Source organism: Parabacteroides sp. AF17-28 (genome assembly GCF_003479205.1).
Lineage (GTDB): Bacteria > Bacteroidota > Bacteroidia > Bacteroidales > Tannerellaceae > Parabacteroides > Parabacteroides acidifaciens.
In genome coordinates, this window is record NZ_QUGV01000011.1 from 130,644 (window position 1) to 149,047 (window position 18,404).

Here is an 18,404-nt window from a genome sequence, read left to right on the forward strand (position 1 = left end):
TTTGTTTCAAACGGTTTCTACCTTTGAAACTTTTGTTTCTTGCCGATGAAACTTTTGTTCCACCGGTCGAAACTTTAGTTTCCTGCCTTGAAACTAAAGTTTCGACCGCAGACACTTTTGTTCCGTGGCAAGAAACACTGAATCAGCACCAATAAAGATTATTCTTCCACCGGTTCCCCGAACAAAGTAGCGGAAGAGGCGCGGTTGATGCGTACCTTTATAAATTGTCCGACGTGATAATTCTTTTTATCGAAGATCACTACCTTATTCTGGCTCGTACGCCCGAACAACTGCTCGCGGGAACGTTTGGAGAAACCCTCGATCAGCACTTCAAAGACTTTTCCGATATCACGTTTATTGCTTTCTTTCGACAGTTGGTTCTGCAGGTCGATCATGCCTTGCAGGCGGCGTACCTTTTCGGCTTCGCTCACCGTATCGGGCAGATGCTTGGAGGCATATGTGCCCGGGCGCTCGGAATATTTGAAGAGGAAAGCACTGTCGTAGCCCACTTCGCGCATCAGTGAAAGCGTTTCCTGGTAGTCCTCTTCCGTCTCGGAATGGAAACCGCAAAAGAGGTCGGTCGAAATGGCGCAATCCGGCAGGATCCGACGGATAGCGGCAATACGATCCAGATACCATTCGCGGGTATATTTGCGGTTCATCACGCTCAGGATGCGGGAACTGCCCGATTGCGCCGGCAGGTGGATCATCTTGCAGATGTTATCGTGCGCAGCAATTACACGCAACGTATCGTCGCTCATATCCTTCGGATGGGAAGTCGTGAAACGGACACGCATCCCGGGAACTTCCTCCGCCACGCGCTCCAGCAAGACAGGAAAAGAAATCTTTTCGCCGTCTTTCTCAAAAAGATAGGAATTCACATTCTGCCCTAAAAGGGTCACTTCTTTGAAACCTTTATCGCGCATATCCCGTATTTCGTTCAAAATGCTATCCACATCACGGCTGCGCTCCCGGCCACGCGTATATGGCACAATGCAATAGGTACAAAAGTTATTGCACCCGCGCATGATGGAAACAAAACCGGAGATATGCACACCTCCTAACTTCAACGGGATTACGTCTTTGTAGGTTTCCTGTGTGGAAAGCTCCACGTTAATCGCCTTTTCGCCATGTTCAACCGCCCCGACCAAGTTCGGCAGATCCATATACGAATCCGGACCGACCACTAAGTCAGCATGATGCACATTGATCAACTCTTCCTTCACCCGTTCCGCCATGCATCCGAGCACACCGACTACTAAAGATTTTTTCTTTCTTTTTAATGACTGGAAATACTGAAGCCGACCGTAAATTTTTTGCTCGGCATTATCGCGAACCGAACAGGTATTGACGAAAATAGCATCTGCATCTTCGATTTTGTCAGTCACGGCATAACCGTCCATTTGCATGATGGAAGCAACAACTTCACTGTCTGCAACGTTCATCTGACACCCGTAAGTTTCGATAAACAACTTCTTCTCTCCGGTTCCGGCTGCGGATTTTAAGTCCACGCCATTTTCTTGATTTGTCATCTCTTCTGTTAATTAATTTTAAATATATTCTTTTGGCAAAAATAAATGCTCAAACACTTGCACAGTTCAAACCGTACCCTTATATTTGCACTTGAAAAACGTAAATTTTTTCATAGTTAAGGTTTTGGTTAAATCGAATAAGGGTGGCTGTGAAGTTACCCTTATTTACTTTTATACCTATTAGACAAAACTAATCTGGCTTATTTCTTTCCCAAAATTATGCAACGCTTCCTGTATTTTCCGAGCCGTCTTTTCAGAGGGATGACGACGGCCTGTCAGATAATGGCTCAACTGTCCTTGATTAACGCCTGTTATACGCGACAAACCTGCTAAAGACAGTTTATCACTATAATACGCAATAAAAGACGGCACATCATAACTAAATTCAAATTCAATATCAGGAAACTCTTTACCCTCTTCTCTAAAGAAATCTCTCATTTCGTCACAAGACATATTAAAATCGCTAATTGCCTCTTTAGCGGTATTACCATCACCAACCAATCCAAAAGGAAGATTATTATCATCCGGCATATATGCACTATATCCGTCATTTCCTCGCTCTATAAAAACTCTAACTTTCATAACTTATTATTTTAGAAGAAGATTTGAAGTCAAAAATTAACCCCCGAATCCCGCTTGATTGATTTTAATGTTCCTGCAGCAACCTCTTGCTTTCCGTGGTTGCTCGTAGTAAAAAACTTCCCTGTAATAGGACTATACCACAATGGATGCCCGGCCCTTTGTTTCTCTGTTTTACGGCATCCCGCGCTTACCAGAAGCCTTTCCAATTCATTATACTTCATATTATTTTGTTTGATTAGCGCACTACAAAGATATTAATATTAATACCATTATTGCATTGCTCCCGAAAATATGATATTAGTTTTAATATCTTTTAATCCTTTATTTTATCAAAACATAAACTCAAGCTTTCTACCGAATGCTACTTCATCCATCTCTCGAAGCGTATAAAAAATCATACCGCATTGAAATACAGAAAAAAGTATTATTTTTGTAAGACTCTTTGTTCTGCAAATAAGGTGGAATTAAAAGTGGAGTGCAAAAATAATCAAAGTTTATGGATAACGCAGGTGATTGGCTATATATTGTGTTCCTGATAATTGCAGGGATCAGCGGCTTGTTCGGTTCCAAGAATAAGAAAAAACGCCCGAAACAGGTGTTGGGGCAACCGGAAAGGGAAATCATTCCCGAGGATGAAGAGGCACCGCAAAAGGGTTTCTGGGACATCTTGCAGGAGATGCAGGAACCGCAACCGAAGCAAAAGCCCGCCAAACCAAAGAAACAGAAAAAACAGCAGGCCGTGCAGCCGACACCGTTCCTGACTGGAGAAAATACGACGGCCAGACAGACGGCTGACGGAAACCGGACCATCCTTCCTCCGATAGAAGAAGATATTCCGCAGACGGATATAGAGTTCAACAACGCCGCTGAACTGCGAAAAGCTATTATTTACACCGAAATACTCAACCGCAAGTATTAATCTATGTTCTTTTTTAATACCTTTGCGCCCGACTGTTAGCTGAATAGAGAATTACTAATATAACAACAAATAATATCATGGCTTTAAAATTTATTACAGCAGAAGAAGCTGCTTCATTCGTACATCACGACGATAATGTAGGCTTTAGTGGATTTACTCCTGCCGGATGCCCGAAAGTTGTGCCGGGTGCGATTGCTAAAAAGGCAATGGCTGAACATGAAAAAGGCAATCCTTTCCAGATCGGTATGTTTACAGGCGCCTCGACTGGCGACAAGTTGGATGGTGAACTGGCTCGCGCAAACGCTATCAAGTTCCGTACTCCGTACCAATCTAACAAAGACCTGCGTGCCTTGCTGAACGCTCACGGCGCCCAGTATTTCGATATGCACCTGTCCGAACTGGCACAGGATTTACGTTACGGCTTCCTGGGCAAAATAGACGTGGCTATCGTTGAAGCAGCCGACGTTACGGAAGACGGCGAAATCGTTCCGACCAGCGGTGTCGGTATCCTGCCGACGATCTGCCGCATGGCTGACCGCATCATTGTTGAATTGAACTGCCGCCACCCGAAAGAAATCCGCGGTATGCATGATATTTATGAACCGGCCGATCCTCCCTATCGCCGCGAAATACCTGTTTACACTCCGTCGGACCGTATCGGTAGCGAGTGCGTGAAGGTTGATCCGGCCAAGATCGTGGGTGTAGTCAAGACTGACGAACCGAACGAAGGAGGTAAGTTCTCTCCGCTGGACGACGTGACGATGGCTATCGGCCAGAACGTTGCGAACTTCCTCGTAGGCGAGATCAAAGCAGGCCGCCTGCCGAAAGAATTCGTTCCGTTGCAGAGTGGCGTAGGAAACGTTGCCAACGCAGTATTAGGTTGCATGGGTGAAAACAAGGATATCCCGGCATTTAACGTCTACACGGAAGTGATCCAGGATGCTGTTATTTCGCTGATGAAACAGGGACGCGTCAAGTTTGCCAGCGGTTGCTCACTGTCTGTCAGCAACGAAGTGATCCGTGAGATCTATGCGAACTTAGACTTCTTCAAAGACAAGATCCTTCTCCGTCCGCAGGAAATTTCCAACAATCCGGAAGTGGCCCGCCGTCTGGGTCTGGTGGCAATCAATACGGCTCTGGAAGCTGATATCTTCGGTAACATCAACTCGACTCACGTTTCGGGTACAAGAATGATGAACGGTATCGGCGGTTCAGGCGACTTTACCCGTTCTGCCATGCTGTCTATCTTCACAACTCCGTCTACGGCGAAAGAAGGCAAGATCAGTGCATTCGTTCCGATGGTTTCACACCTGGATCACAGCGAGCACTCGGTTAAGATCATCATCACGGAATATGGCGTTGCCGACCTGCGCGGCAAATCTCCGATCCAGCGTGCACGTTGCATCATCGAAAACTGCGTTCACCCGGACTACAAACCGTTGTTGACCGAATATTTAGAAATGGGTATCAAGGGACATACTCCCCAGAACCTGAAGTGCTGCTTCGCATTCCACGAAGAGTTGGCTGCCAGCGGTGACATGCACAATGTTGACTGGAGCAAATACAACAAGTAAGAAATAAAAACGGGACTTGTCCCATAAAAAACGGCTCCCGTCCGAAAAAATATAGGACGGGAGCCGTTTTGCGTTTGTACGGGAGGCAATGGCCAAGAGAACAGATTCCGGCATTTCTGCTAAATCAATCCTTTCAAATCCAAATATCCGTATTGTATTTCATCATTGAAACAGAAGATCAAACGGTTATTGTCTTTGTCGTAACAAAACCCCTCGATATCGTAGCCGATTTCAAGTGTCTGAAGATATTTTCCCCGAAGGTCAAATACAAAAAGAGTCGTCGTGAGAGCTTCTTTTGAACTATGCGAACCGCCTAAAGACGTTATAGCAATGATTTTATCACCAGCAATGAGAACATCGTTGAAGAAATCACGCCGATTTGACACTTCATTGTCCCAATCCGGACCGTACACATTATATTTCAAGTTACCATCGAGATCAAGAATCGTCATTAAATCGTTATGGGAAAAACACTCCACAATCACATTTTGCTCCAATGATACGGCAAAACTTGCACGCACACGTTTGATCTCCGGATTGATATAGTTCAAGGGCGTAGTTGCGCCTGTCACCATGTTCCATTTAGCGATGGTGACATCGAAAGGACGACCCGGCTGCGGCCACATAAATGTACCATAGGAAAGCGTATCGTTGACATATATATAGCGCATCGGGATGTAATCACCCAAATCCGCCTTAACTGTATGCGTGTAATTTTGGGGATCAGCCAGGACACTGTCCAAACTGTAGGTAAAGATTTTCTTCTTTCCATGATCCGTCAAATAAAATTCCCGTTTCTTTTCGTTGATGCCGACAGAGCCGAAGTTCGTTATTTCATCCGGTCCCGGTCCCTTCAAGGCGGTACTGCAAATGTGGCGGAAGTTATTTTTGTCGAAGATAAAAACAACCGTATCTTTTGTCCAGTAGTCTCCTATAATCAGATATTGGTCAAGTATGGAAGGCCCCGAATAGCGGCTAATCAAAACATCGCCCATATCGATCTCTTTGATCCGATCGCGCACATTGATTTTATTGTCCCGTTTAGTCTGATAAATTTCCGTTCCGTCTTTTTGGGAAGAGCAGGCGCACAAGGCGAGAAGGAAGAGTATGAAAGGATAGATGGTTTTCATATTTGAAGTATGATTATAAGCGTGTATGAGATGAAGGGTGTGCCAAAAGTTTTAACACACCCTTCATCTCTATTTATCAAGGTTGTTTGCCGATATAAGCCAGGATACCGCCGTCCACATACAGCACGTGGCCGTTTACGAAGTCGGAAGCATCGGATGCCAGGAATACGGCCGGTCCCATCAAATCTTCGGGAGTTCCCCAACGGGCTGCCGGAGTCTTGGCGACGATAAAGGCATCGAACGGATGGCGTGAACCGTCCGGCTGTTTTTCACGCAAAGGAGCGGTCTGCGGAGTTGCGATATAACCCGGGCCGATTCCATTACACTGGATATTGTATTCGCCATATTCGGAAGCGATATTACGGGTCAGCATCTTCAGGCCGCCTTTGGCAGCAGCATAAGCAGACACCGTTTCACGTCCCAACTCGCTCATCATGGAACAGATATTGATAATCTTTCCGTGTCCTTTCTTGATCATGGAAGGGATAACGGCTTTCGATACGATAAACGGAGCATTCAAGTCTACGTCGATTACCTGGCGGAATTCGGCAGCAGACATTTCCGTCATCGGAATACGTTTGATGATACCGGCATTGTTAACCAGAATATCGATCACACCCACTTCCTTTTCAATCTGTGCAACCAAAGCGTTTACCTGTTCCTCATTCGTTACGTCGCAAACATAACCGTGAGCTTCGATGCCTTCCGCTTTATAAGCAGCAAGACCTTTATCCACCAATTCCTGTTTGATATCGTTGAACACGATAGTCGCACCGGCTTGTGCAAAAGCCGTAGCCAAAGCAAAACCGATACCGTAAGATGCACCCGTTACAAGCGCAACCTTACCTTCCAATGAAAAATTTACCATAATATATATAATGTATTAATGTGCGAATATGCCAATGTGCCAATAGAAAGCATCGGACATATTCGCCTCGTTTTTTAATCCGTAATTCAGCATCGCCACATTTGCACATTGGCATATTGGCACATTATTTCAAGTCTGTGATCAAAGAGAAGTCCTGATCGCCATAATCCAGGTTTTCACCGCCCATACCCCAGATAAACGTATAGTTGTGGGTAGCAGCAGCACTGTGGATAGACCATTCGGGAGATAAAACTGCCTGATCGCCCTTCATCCAGATATGACGGGTTTCGTCTACTTCGCCCATAAAGTGGCAGATGGCCTGGTCTTCGGGAATATCGAAATAGAAATAAGCTTCCATACGGCGGCTGTGTACGTGTGCCGGCATCGTATTCCAGACACTGCCCGGTTTCAGTTCCGTCATACCCATCTGCAACTGGCAGGTAGGCAACACCTGGTTCACGATCATCTTGTTGATGTTACGGTCGTTAGACATTTCCAGTGATCCCATGGCTGCCACAACAGCATCCGCCTTAGTTATGATCTTATCCGGATAGTTACGGTGTGCCGGTGTCGAGTTGAAGTAGAACTTAGCCGGATTTTCTGCGATCGGGCTTATAAACTTCACTTCGCGGTCACCTGAACCCAGATAAAGGGCTTCCTTAAAACCGATTTCATATATCTTGTCATCTACCATTACGGCACCGGGACCATGTCCCACATTAAAGATGCCCATTTCACGGCGGGTCAGGAAATAAGGCGCTTTCAACGGTTCGATCGCTTCCAGTTCGATGATCTCGCCCATCGGCTGAACGCCACCGACAATCATACGGTCGTACATCGAGTACACCATGTTCACTTCATTCTCGACAATCAGATTTTCAATCAGAAAGTCACGACGGATACGCTTCGTATCATAATGCTTTGCATCCTCCGGATGTGCAGCATAACGCAATTCATAATTAGTCTTCATCTTCTTATTTATCTGTATTTGATTTTAATTCTTAATTCCTAATTCTTAATTATTTAATCGCATGGTCAGCCTGCACCTTCTCGCCATTCCAGGCCTTCACATTTGTCCACTCGGTATAAGGCCCCGACCAGAACTCATCTGTTGCCGGCAACCCCAGAGGCACAAGACCGAAAGAACAAAGATATACACTCCCCGTATTAATATAAGACTCGGAGATATCGATTTGTTCACCGGTAAAACCTACGCGCAACCAGCCGTTCTTATCGAAGTTAGCAGGGAAACTCATCTGGCGGCGGATAACAGCCGTCAAAGCGCAACGTACCTGCGCCGGTTTGACCAGCTCCGGCAGGATATGCATCAATGCCGCCTGTCCCAAAGCATGAAACGCGCCGAAACGGTAACAGATGGAGCGGCCGACTACCGGGTAAGCGCCTTCCGGAGAGATGAAACGTTCCAATATCTCGGCATAGCGGGAATGACGTTTCAACTGCGTCGGCAGGAAATCCGCCCCTTCCACGTTGTGTTTCTTCATCACGACCAGCACATCCGTCAACATCGGGTGAATCACAAAGCTATTGTAGTAATCCATGTGGAAATCCGCTCCGTCACCATACATGGCATCGCCTTTGTACCAGTCGTCGCGGAACCTTTTCACGCCATACAGCATCCGTTCCATATCGCATTCTCCTGTAAATTCCAGTAAGGCAGCTTCGACAGTCGATGCAAAAAGCAGCCAGTTACTTTCAAACGGTTTGATATTACGGCTCCGTTTCAATTCGGTAATCATCCATTCCTTAGCTTGCGGATCGAGATTTCCCCAAAGCTGCTTCGGAGCACGCAAAAGACCCTGTGCCAGAAAAGCCGCATCGACCAAAGGTTGGGAGGGTTCGCCGAAAACCAGGTAATCGGGAGACTGCGGGTTCACGGCATTCTTCAAACCTTTCACCGTCAGGTCGATATATTTGACGCGAAGTTTTCCTTCCGGCGTATTGTCCGGTCCCAGTTCCAACCAAGGCGCTATGCCGCAAACCAAACGGCCGACAGCTTCCAGATGCGAAAAACGATGTCTGTTTCCCAACGACTCGTAAGGCATGTTCTTCTTCAGCGTGTTATTACTCAGATTGACAAGTACTGGATCAGCAATACGCGTCAGGGTTTCCACCCAAAGAGCACGGTCTTCTTCCCCTGTCGTTTGCTGGGCTTTACCTGCAAACGGCAGGCAGATCGTACAAAGAATTAGTACGGCGATTTTTAAAGGATGTCTCATGGTTTACTATTTAGATTAATTTCTTCAGCCTCATCAATGCCTCTACATAGTAGTAGTCGGCATAGCTAAGCGGAACGTCCACTTCACTGTTTCCAGGCAAGTGTCCGGTCGAATGCTTGAGTACAAAGTTACAGTTTGTTCCTCTCTCTGCCAAATATTCGGGGGAAGATAAAGAACGCACTTGCTGTTCGGCGAAATCCAGGTAACTTTTTGCTTCCTCCGATTTATCTAACTGGCTCAATTCGATCAAGGCGGAGGCCATAATCGCGGCAGAAGAGGCGTCGCGCGGAGCATCCGGGATATTCGGCGCATCGAAATCCCAATACGGGACTTTATCGGCCGGCATATTCGGATGGTTCATCAGGAAATGTGCAATATGCTTGGCTTGTGCCAGATAGGCGGGATCGCCGGTTTCACGCGCCATCATCGTATAACCATAGATGGCCCAAGCCTGTCCGCGTGCCCATGCCGATTCGTCGGCATAACCCTGGTGTGTCATCTTTATATGCGGGTTACCGGTGATTGTATCGTAGGAAACAACGTGATAGCAACTGTAATCATCACGGAAATGGTTGGCCATCGTTGTATTGGCATGCGTCACGGCGATATCATGGAAACGGTTATCTCCCGTCGTCTTGCTCGCCCAAGTCAGCAATTCCAGATTCATCATATTGTCGATGATAACCGGATACTGCCACTTCCCGTTATTCGTAAAATCCCAGGAACGGATCGCTTTGATCGTCGGGTTGAAACGGGTACTGAGCGAACCGGCTCCGGTTACCAGGACATTCTTGTAGTCCGGACTTTGGGTCAGGCGATAGCCGTTGCCATAACTGCAATAAAGCATAAAGCCCACATCGTGGTTATCCGTCACATGCTGCACGTCTTCCAAACGTCCGGTAAACAATTCTGCGTACTTTTTCAATTCGGGAGTCGGGTTGCTTTCATACAAATACCAAAGTTCACCGGGAAAGAAGCCGCTGCACCACCAATAGCAATCGCTGGTTTCCAGCTTGCCGTCCTTAATCGTTTTAGGCAGGCGCCCTTCCTGTTGTTCCAACTCTTTGGCCATCAGCAATGCCTGTTCGGTCGAAGCCTTCAAGCCACGGTCAATCACTTTCGCAAGAGGTTCCTCCTGCGGGGTATTACTACAAGACGACAACAAGAGTGTGGTCGCTAACACAGTTAAACTAAAAAGTTTGTTCATAAATAAAAGATTAGAAAGATTTTGGACAAATATACAGGAATCTCTCCTAAGAAACAGCAAAATCCGGGAATAAAATCAGGAACGACTCCGAATTTCATCGGAGTCAATTGAATAAAAGCATGCAGAGATGTTTGAAACATAAATGTAATGCAATCGTAACATCTCATTCAACCCCATGTAACAGCTTCTTAATCTCTGTTTCGTTCCTTTGCATCAGAATAAAAAGGTAAACAAAGTGAAAAAGTTTTTCGAAAAGATTGTAGAAGGGGGATTGCTTATTAGCGGGAGCGTCAGCAGCTTTACGATTTTGCTGATCGTGTTCTTCCTGTTCAAAGAGGCCGGCGGCCTTTTTAATACTCCGGCCACTGAAGAAGGTTATGTACTTGCCGTAAATGAAAAGAACGATGTCACCAAATTATCGCCGGAGAAGATCATGGATATTTTCGATGGCAATATCAGCAACTGGAAAGAGATAAACGGGATGGACCAGGATATTCTGATATTCCGTTTCTCCGATCTGACCAATTACTACTCCGAAGAAGAGTTAGGCGACGAATTCCAGTATGTGCCCGAGAAAATCAGCGAATTGGTAGCTAAAGAGCCCGGCATCATTGCATTCTTCCCCAAACAATACCTGTTAGAGAAAGGCTTCCAAGGCAGGGTTCTCCCGGAAGAGAAAATTACACCGGGGGAATTTTTCGGCGGGACAAAATGGTATCCGACCTCCACTCCCGCCCCGATATTCGGGTTGGTCCCGCTGTTGTTAGGGACATTGCTCGTCAGTATCGGTGCAATCATCCTGTCGCTTCCTTTCGGTGTGGCCGTAGCGATCTACATGGCGGAGATTGCAAGCAAACGGACACGCGGTTTGCTGAAACCAATCATCGAATTGCTTGCCGGCATCCCGTCTGTTGTTTACGGATTCTTCGGGTTGGTGGTGATTGTACCATTGATACAGAAAGGGCTTCATCTGCCTGTCGGTGAAACGGCTTTTGCCGGTAGTGTAGTCTTGGCCATCATGGCTCTCCCCACTATCATTACGGTTGCAGAAGATGCCATGCGGACAACACCGCGCGCCATGAAAGAGGCAAGTCTTGCGCTGGGAGCAACCCAATGGCAAACCATCTACAAAGTGATAATCCCGTACTCGATTTCCGGTATCACATCGGCTATCGTATTGGGTATCGGACGTGCGATAGGCGAAACAATGGCGGTCCTGATGGTCACCGGAAATGCGGCAGTCATCCCGACTTCCTTCTTTGAACCCGTACGTACCATTCCGGCAACGATCGCAGCCGAACTTGGGGAGGCACCTGCAGGCGGTGCACATTACGAAGCGTTGTTCCTGCTGGGTGCGGTCCTTTTCCTCATAACCTTGATATTGAGTATCTCGGTTGAATATATCTCATCCAAAAGAAAAATCTGATTAATAATATGGCACCTGTACAAAAAGTAGGAAATATAGACGCAAAGAAACGTTCCTCGCAAAAGTTGGCTTTCGGTTTCTTTACCTTCCTGAGCTATTTAGTAGTCGTAATCCTGTTTGTGATCCTGGGCTTTATCATCATCAAGGGAGGCAGCGTGATCAGCTGGGATTTCCTGACGAAAGCGCCTGAAGACGGCATGACAAAAGGAGGAATCTATCCGGCAATCGTCGGAACGTTCTACCTGATCCTCGGAAGCAGTATCATCAGTTTCCCGATCGGAATCATGAGCGGTATCTATATGAATGAATATGCGACAAACGGCAAATTAGTACGCTTCATCCGCATCATGACCAATAACCTGAGCGGTGTGCCTTCGGTCGTGTTCGGGCTGTTCGGTATGTCGCTGTTTGTGAATACACTGGGATGGGGCGACTCTATCATAGCCGGTTCGTTTACACTGGCGCTGATGTCGTTACCGCTGATTATCCGTACAACGGAGGAGGCCTTGAAGAGTATCGATGATTCCTTCCGCCACGGAAGCTTAGCCTTAGGTGCAACGAAGCTGCAAACGATCCGCCGCGTGGTACTCCCGATGGCATTCCCGAATATCATCACCGGTTTGATCCTGTCCGTCGGACGCGTTTCGGGGGAAACGGCACCGATCCTGTTCACTGTCGCGGCTTATTTCCTTCCCCAGTTACCGGGAAGCATTTTCGACCAGTGTATGGCATTGCCCTACCACCTGTATGTAATCTCGACCAGCGGTACGGATATCGAGGCTGCCCGGGGCATGGCCTATGGAACGGCATTAGTTCTGATCGCAATCGTGCTGGTTGTCAACCTACTGGCCAATGCATTGCGTAACTACTTTGCTAAAAAGGTAAAGATGAATTAGACGCATTCATCAAACATTCAGAATTCATAATTCACAATTCATAACTCATATCATGATAAAGATTGATGCTCAAAACGTAGATTTCTATTATGGCGACTTCCATGCATTGAAAAACATATCGATGCAGATAGAAGCCAATACCTCGGTTGCCTTTATCGGGCCGTCAGGTTGTGGAAAATCTACATTCCTCCGTTTATTCAACCGCATGAACGATCTGATTCCAGACACACGCCTGGAAGGAAAAATCTTCATCGACGGACGGAATATCTATGAAAAAGGAGAAAAGGTAGACACGCTCCGTAAAAATGTCGGGATGGTCTTCCAGAAAGCGAATCCGTTCCCAAAGACAATCTTTGAAAACGTCGCTTACGGGCTCCGCGTAAACGGTATTAATGACAATGAATATATTGAAGAGACAGTAGTCAAAAGCTTGAAACAGGTGGTTCTCTGGGATGAAGTAAAAGATAAGCTGAAAGATTCGGCTTTCGCCCTTTCCGGAGGCCAGCAACAGCGGCTTTGTATTGCGCGTGCACTCGCAATCTCCCCTTCTATCCTGCTGATGGACGAACCTACCTCAGCCCTCGATCCGATCTCGACAAGCAAGATTGAAGACCTGGTGCATGAATTGAAGAAAGAATATACCATTGTGATCGTCACACACAATATGCAGCAGGCTGCCCGTGTGAGTGATAAAACGGGATATTTCTATTTAGGAGAGCTGATCGAATACGGAGATACGCGTAAGATTTTTACCAACCCGGAAAAGGAGTCGACACAGAACTATATCACGGGACGGTTCGGATAATTAATAAACTAATAATTAAAAATTAATAGATCGATGAAAGTCATTGAAAAAGAGATAACAACGTTGAAGAATACAATCAACGAAATGTGGGCGCTTGTCCACCAGCAGATATACAATGCCGGTGAAGCCATGCTGACAGGCGACAAGGAACTCGCTTATAAAGTAATCAACCGCGAACGCCGCGTGAATGCATTCGAGCTGAAGATAGACAGTGACTGCGAGGATATCATCGCCCTGTATGCACCGGTAGCAGTCGATCTTCGTTTCGTGCTGGCCATGTATAAGATCAATACGAACCTCGAACGGTTAGGAGACTTCGCCGAAAGTATCGCCCGTTTCTCCGTCAACCTGCCGGAGGGGGAACCGCTTGACCCGGAATTGGTGAAAGACACCCGTGTAGAAGAGATGTTACAAGAACTTCTCTCGATGTTTTCTCTCGCCCAGGAAGCCTTCGAAAAAGAAAGCTCGGAAATTGCGTCTCGCATTTTCATGAAAGATAATCTTATCGACGAGATCAACCATAATTCGACACACCTGATTGCCAACTATATCGAAGCTCATCCGAGCAGTGCGTTGGCTGGTCTTTACATGGCCGGTGTAATCCGCAAGATGGAACGTTTCGGCGACCACTGTACGAATATTGCAGAAGAGCTGATCTTTTATCTGGATGCAAAGGTGATGAAACACATGGGCAAAACAGAAGAGAAATAGTTATCTTTGCAGCCAGAATCAAACACAATCGTAATCGACAATGAAACGACTAACGGCATTCTGGCTGTCAGCCTTCTTTTTATGTACTACATCCTTACAGGCGCAATCGATCATCCCGGAACGGGATTCGTCTGCCATTTCCCTGTTTGAATATGCAACCAAGATTCCCCGGCGGAATAATGTATTCAATCTGAATTTGGAAATGCACGCCTCTTTCAACACATTCTTCACCGGCAACAAGCTGGATGAAGCCGCCTTTCGTTTTAACCATATCAAGCTCGAAGCCGCCGGCGAAGTAAACGACCGGCTCTTCTACTGGTACCGGCAAAACCTCAACCAGGGGAATGAAGGCATGGAGCTGGAAAACCTGCCGGAATCAATCGAGTATGCCTTGATCGGCTACCGCCTCAACGATAAGTTCACTGTCATCCTCGGGAAGCAGGATGCCACCTGGGGCGGGTTTGAATATGACCTCAATCCGTTCGAGATATACGAATACAGCGACATGAATGAATATATGGATTGCTATTTCACCGGTGCAACACTGGCGTACCAGCTGACACCCTCACAGGAATTGCGTGTACAGGTGACGGACAACCGTATCGGCAGCATGGAAGATGCTTATGGCGTGCTACCTGCCAGAATCGAAAAACCACGTGCCCCTCTTTTCTATACACTTAACTGGAACAGCAGTTATCTGGACGAAGTAGTAAACCTCCGTTATTCGGCTACTGCAGGCGAACAGGCAAAAGGGAAATGGATGTATATGGCTTGGGCTGGACACAATGTCTGCTCCGGTCCGTTCGACGGCTATCTGGATGTGATGTACACACGCGGTCCGCTCGACCCGCTGGGCATCCTGACCGAATTGGTTCCGGCTGCCGACGAGGATGAAGAAGGCCCCGTTTGTCTCCGCAACGTCCAGTATCTTTCGTTTGTCGCAGAAATGAATTACCGTTTCCACCCGAAATGGAATGTCTTTGCCAAAGGCATGTATGAAACCGGCTCCATCTACAAAGGCGGAAACAGCGAAGACGCGCCCCCTTCCGGCAAATACCGTACCGCATGGGGCTATCAGGCCGGTATCGAGTTCTATCCGATGGCCGACGAAAACCTGCACATCTTCCTGACAGGGACAGGCCGCTCCTACAGCTTGACGGGAAAAGCGAAAGCGCTGGGTGCTTCCATTGAAAACACAGGGAAAATTTCAATCGGATTTATCTACAAACTTCCATTGTATTAAGAATAAGTCTGTATATTTGTAAACAGAATAATAAACAAAAAAGCAATATGCAAACAGTCAAACAAGACATTATCGGAAAGTTCTCCCCGCATCTATTCTGGGATACAGACCGGGATAAATTAGATTGGGATCATCATTGCGCTTTTATTATCAAACGTATACTGGAATACGGTACTTTAAATGACTGGTATTTACTTTGTCGTTATATTCCAATATCTGATATAGCTTGTATCGCAAAAAAGTTCCGGGATCTCGAGCCTCGGGCTCTCGCTTTTATTTCAACAATATCACACATTCCAAGAGAACAGTTCAGATGCTACACTACAAAACAATCGATCCCGCAACACTGGAACTTCTAAAAAGTCTTCTGGCTATTCCGGAATTTGAAAATCTGCGTCTGGCAGGAGGCACTTCACTGGCTTTACAAATTGGCCATCGAACATCTGTTGATTTAGATTTATTTGGAGCTTTGTCTATAGAGCCGGATGAGGTTCTTGAAATAATCCGTCCTTTAGGAAACATTTCAATTATAAAGAACTCAAAGAACATCCATATCTTCACCATTAACAATATAAAAGTAGATCTTGTAAACTATGGATATCCTTGGTTAGCTCCGGTGAATAACACAGATTTTCTTCGACTGGCAGGTCTGGAAGATATTTGCGCCATGAAGCTGGCGGCAATAACCGGCTGAAGAAGAACCCGAACCACTCATGTTTAGTATTATTGATTGGAATGTGATAAAAGAAGAAATGCAAAAACAGATTTCATCACTTACTTTCTAAATAAAAAGAGGGGATCAAAAACTCTTTTGCCCCTCTTTTATACAAATAACCAATTTAAAACATCAACCCCAACTGATCCCCAGCCTGCAAGTCTACGACCAACATGCCGTCGACAACGGGGAGGGAGACGGATTTCTGGTTGATTTTGATGCTCATGTTGGCTGAATTAGCAGGGAGTTTGATGCGGAAAGTATCAGTCACCAATGCTTTCAAGCCGGCTTCTGTCAGCTGGCCTTCCGACCATTTAGCGGACACTTCGCCACCACCACGCACTTTCAGCCCCTTGAAACTGCCGCTTTTCCAGGCAGAAGGCAGGGCCGGAAGCAATTCGATCCGTCCGGTCTGGCTCTGCACCAGCATTTCGGCAATACCGGCGCAACCTCCGAAGTTTCCATCGATCTGGAAAGGAGGATGTGCACAAAACAGGTTCGGATACGTACCGCCGCCGTTCGTCATATTTGTCTTCCGGTCCACACACGGACGAAGCAGGTCGGCCAACAACTTATAAGCATGGTCGCCATCGTGCAACCGCGCCCAAAAATTGATCTTCCAAGCCATCGACCAACCTGTGCTCTTATCGCCGCGGGCAATAAGCGACTTACGGGCAGCCTCGGCAAGCTCCGGCGTCTGTTCCATTGAAATCTCATTACCCGGATACAGACCGTAAAGATGGGACACGTGACGATGATGGTGTTCTGTTTCCTCATACGGTTCAAGCCATTCCATAATACGCCCATCCTGACCGATCGTCGTCGGCATCAGGCGGGCACGCTTGGCAGACAGTTCGCCGGCAAAATCCGAATCGATACCCAAAATACCGGCAGCCTCGATCGTGTTGGTGAATAACTCGCGCACGATCTGATTGTCCATCGTAGAACCGGCACAGATATGGGCTGTATGGCCGTTCGGCAGCTTATAGCCATTCTCCGGCGAAGTCGTCGGAGCCGTCACCAGATATTTGTTGCGGGGATCTTCCACCAGCATATCCACAAAGAACTGGGAAGCGCCCTTCAAGACAGGATAGACTTCTTTCAGATATTCTTTATCCAATGTATAGAGATAATGCATATACAGATGTTCACAAAGCCAGGCAGCGGAAGTATTGGTCGCCCCCCACGACGGATGCTCGCCCGGAGCTGTAAACTCCCAGACGTTACCCAAAATATGCGTCACCCAGCCACGGGCATTATAATAAGCCTTTGCCGTCCGCTCGCCACTGGCAACCTGTTTCTTGGTCCATTCCACCAACGGGAGATGCAGCTCGGAAAGGTTTGTAACCTCAGCCGGCCAATGGTTCATCTGCAGATTGATATTCAGATGATAGTCGCCATTCCAGGGCGTATTGATCGTATTACACCAAAGCCCTTGCAAATTAGGAGGCAACAGGCCGACGCGGGTAGACGAGATAAGCAAGTAACGGCCAAACTGGAAATAAAGTGCGCCCAGCGAAGGATCGTTATGATCTTCGTTGAAAGCGGCAAGACGTTCGTCCATCGGCAGGTCTTCCCGGGAAGAACGTCCCAGATCCAATTCTACACGTCCGAAAAGAGAACGGTAAGCAGCGACATGTGCTTTCTTCAAGGAGGCATAATCTTTCTTTTCGGCATTCGCCAGCAAAGATGCAACCTTGCCGTCCGGATCTTTGTCGAAATAATCGGTAGCCATGCTGACCAGCAGAATAGCCTCGGAAGCATTATGCACGGAAATCGTAGAATCGCCCGGAGTGACAGTTCCACCTTTCGGCAAAAGGACACGGATACGGGATGCATAGCGAAGGCCTTTCATCTCGAGCGTATCGACTCCATCGGGCAATTGCCCCTGCATCAACAAGTCATTGCCGTCGGCCGTCACCAGATAATGTTCGGGACGATTCATGCTGAAGGAGAAGTTCAAGGCCCTGTCGGCATCGGCAGTCAGACGGATCACGCCCAAATCATCGGCAAAGGAAGTGAAAACCTCACGGCCGTAATTCACTTTCCCCTTTTTAAAAGAGGCAGTCGCAATCGCGTTATCCAGATTCAATTCACGCCGGTAGGCAGAGATCGAGTCTGCCGCATCCTGATAATCATAATCCAATACGAGGTTGCCCAGCAATTGATAACTACCATAAGGGACATTTGCTCCTTGTCCCTGTCCGCTTCCTTCACCCTTGCAGACGAAGGTGTTGTACATCAGCTCCTGCGCCTCATCATTGCGGCCTTCAAAAAGAAGACGGCGTATCTGTGCCAGCGAATAATAAGCCTGCGGATTATCGGTATCCTGTTTGCTTCCCGACCACATGGAGATTTCATTCAAGACAATGTTTTCCGTTTCGACACCTCCGTCCGGCATCAATCCGAGACGCCCGTTACCTAACGGGAATGTTTCTTCCCAAATCTTTGCGGGAGCATCAAAATGATAGGACAACGGCTTGCCCGTCTTTACTTCCGGCATATTGCATCCTGCCAGGAAAAGCAATATGAACGAGAGACATTTTAGTTTCATGGCTA

General features: G+C 47.0%; 17 protein-coding genes. 8 read left to right on the forward strand and 9 right to left on the reverse strand.

Annotated elements, in window-relative coordinates; genetic code table 11:
• Positions 1 to 158 precede the first annotated feature (158 nt).
• From miaB to DWW90_RS10250, 3 genes are all read right to left on the reverse strand, one after another.
• Positions 159 to 1,532, reverse strand: a complete 1,374-nt coding sequence (miaB, locus tag DWW90_RS10240; protein ID WP_122344895.1) for a tRNA (N6-isopentenyl adenosine(37)-C2)-methylthiotransferase MiaB — start codon at positions 1,530 to 1,532, stop codon at positions 159 to 161.
• Between the two features lie 180 nt (positions 1,533 to 1,712).
• A complete protein-coding gene (locus DWW90_RS10245; protein ID WP_122344896.1) occupies positions 1,713 to 2,114 on the reverse strand; it encodes a helix-turn-helix transcriptional regulator in 402 nt (133 codons plus the stop codon).
• A gap of 29 nt (positions 2,115 to 2,143) precedes the next feature.
• Complete coding sequence (locus DWW90_RS10250; RefSeq protein WP_122344897.1) at positions 2,144 to 2,335, reverse strand: type II toxin-antitoxin system HicA family toxin; 192 nt, start codon at positions 2,333 to 2,335, stop codon at positions 2,144 to 2,146.
• 275 nt (positions 2,336 to 2,610) lie between these two features.
• Between DWW90_RS10250 and DWW90_RS10255 the strand changes: the two genes are divergently transcribed.
• Both DWW90_RS10255 and DWW90_RS10260 read left to right on the forward strand, forming a co-directional pair.
• Complete coding sequence (locus DWW90_RS10255; RefSeq protein ID WP_122332084.1) at positions 2,611 to 3,033, forward strand: hypothetical protein; 423 nt, start codon at positions 2,611 to 2,613, stop codon at positions 3,031 to 3,033.
• A 77-nt stretch (positions 3,034 to 3,110) separates the two neighbouring features.
• Positions 3,111 to 4,607 (forward strand): acetyl-CoA hydrolase/transferase family protein, encoded by a 1,497-nt coding sequence (locus DWW90_RS10260; protein ID WP_115500861.1) that lies wholly within the window; start codon positions 3,111 to 3,113, stop codon positions 4,605 to 4,607.
• A gap of 119 nt (positions 4,608 to 4,726) precedes the next feature.
• On the opposite strand, the gene DWW90_RS10265 is transcribed toward DWW90_RS10260, so the two are convergent.
• The 5 genes from DWW90_RS10265 to DWW90_RS10285 all read right to left on the reverse strand — a co-directional run bounded on the left by DWW90_RS10265 (position 4,727) and on the right by DWW90_RS10285 (position 10,049).
• Positions 4,727 to 5,737, reverse strand: coding sequence for a 6-bladed beta-propeller (locus tag DWW90_RS10265; protein WP_122344898.1), 1,011 nt, complete (start codon positions 5,735 to 5,737; stop codon positions 4,727 to 4,729).
• Between the two features lie 76 nt (positions 5,738 to 5,813).
• Positions 5,814 to 6,605, reverse strand: a complete 792-nt coding sequence (locus DWW90_RS10270; RefSeq protein WP_115500859.1) for a gluconate 5-dehydrogenase — start codon at positions 6,603 to 6,605, stop codon at positions 5,814 to 5,816.
• Positions 6,606 to 6,729: 124 nt separating this feature from the next.
• Positions 6,730 to 7,575 carry a 5-dehydro-4-deoxy-D-glucuronate isomerase gene (gene kduI / locus DWW90_RS10275; RefSeq protein WP_115500858.1) on the reverse strand — a complete coding sequence of 282 codons (846 nt, stop codon included), beginning with the start codon at positions 7,573 to 7,575 and terminating at the stop codon, positions 6,730 to 6,732.
• Between the two features lie 49 nt (positions 7,576 to 7,624).
• Positions 7,625 to 8,842, reverse strand: coding sequence for a DUF2264 domain-containing protein (locus DWW90_RS10280; protein ID WP_122344899.1), 1,218 nt, complete (start codon positions 8,840 to 8,842; stop codon positions 7,625 to 7,627).
• A 10-nt stretch (positions 8,843 to 8,852) separates the two neighbouring features.
• On the reverse strand, positions 8,853 to 10,049 hold the full coding sequence (locus tag DWW90_RS10285; RefSeq protein ID WP_122344900.1) for a glycoside hydrolase family 88 protein: 1,197 nt from the start codon (positions 10,047 to 10,049) through the stop codon (positions 8,853 to 8,855).
• A gap of 235 nt (positions 10,050 to 10,284) precedes the next feature.
• On the opposite strand from DWW90_RS10285, the gene pstC reads away from it, so the two are divergent.
• The 6 genes from pstC to DWW90_RS10320 all read left to right on the forward strand — a co-directional run bounded on the left by pstC (position 10,285) and on the right by DWW90_RS10320 (position 15,824).
• Positions 10,285 to 11,475, forward strand: coding sequence for a phosphate ABC transporter permease subunit PstC (gene pstC, locus DWW90_RS10290; protein ID WP_122344901.1), 1,191 nt, complete (start codon positions 10,285 to 10,287; stop codon positions 11,473 to 11,475).
• Between the two features lie 8 nt (positions 11,476 to 11,483).
• Positions 11,484 to 12,371 (forward strand): phosphate ABC transporter permease PstA, encoded by an 888-nt coding sequence (gene pstA, locus DWW90_RS10295; protein WP_122344902.1) that lies wholly within the window; start codon positions 11,484 to 11,486, stop codon positions 12,369 to 12,371.
• A gap of 52 nt (positions 12,372 to 12,423) precedes the next feature.
• Positions 12,424 to 13,176, forward strand: a complete 753-nt coding sequence (pstB, locus tag DWW90_RS10300; protein ID WP_233547705.1) for a phosphate ABC transporter ATP-binding protein PstB — start codon at positions 12,424 to 12,426, stop codon at positions 13,174 to 13,176.
• A gap of 33 nt (positions 13,177 to 13,209) precedes the next feature.
• Positions 13,210 to 13,887 (forward strand): phosphate signaling complex protein PhoU, encoded by a 678-nt coding sequence (phoU, locus tag DWW90_RS10305; RefSeq protein WP_122344904.1) that lies wholly within the window; start codon positions 13,210 to 13,212, stop codon positions 13,885 to 13,887.
• A gap of 40 nt (positions 13,888 to 13,927) precedes the next feature.
• The gene (locus DWW90_RS10310; protein WP_122344905.1) at positions 13,928 to 15,130 is read left to right on the forward strand and encodes a porin; all 1,203 of its coding nucleotides are present in this window, start codon (positions 13,928 to 13,930) and stop codon (positions 15,128 to 15,130) included.
• Between the two features lie 313 nt (positions 15,131 to 15,443).
• The gene (locus DWW90_RS10320; protein ID WP_122344906.1) at positions 15,444 to 15,824 is read left to right on the forward strand and encodes a nucleotidyl transferase AbiEii/AbiGii toxin family protein; all 381 of its coding nucleotides are present in this window, start codon (positions 15,444 to 15,446) and stop codon (positions 15,822 to 15,824) included.
• A gap of 145 nt (positions 15,825 to 15,969) precedes the next feature.
• Here the strand turns inward: DWW90_RS10320 and DWW90_RS10325 are convergent, their stop codons facing one another.
• The gene (locus DWW90_RS10325) at positions 15,970 to 18,399 is read right to left on the reverse strand and encodes a glycoside hydrolase N-terminal domain-containing protein (RefSeq protein ID WP_122344907.1); all 2,430 of its coding nucleotides are present in this window, start codon (positions 18,397 to 18,399) and stop codon (positions 15,970 to 15,972) included.
• Positions 18,400 to 18,404 lie beyond the last annotated feature (5 nt).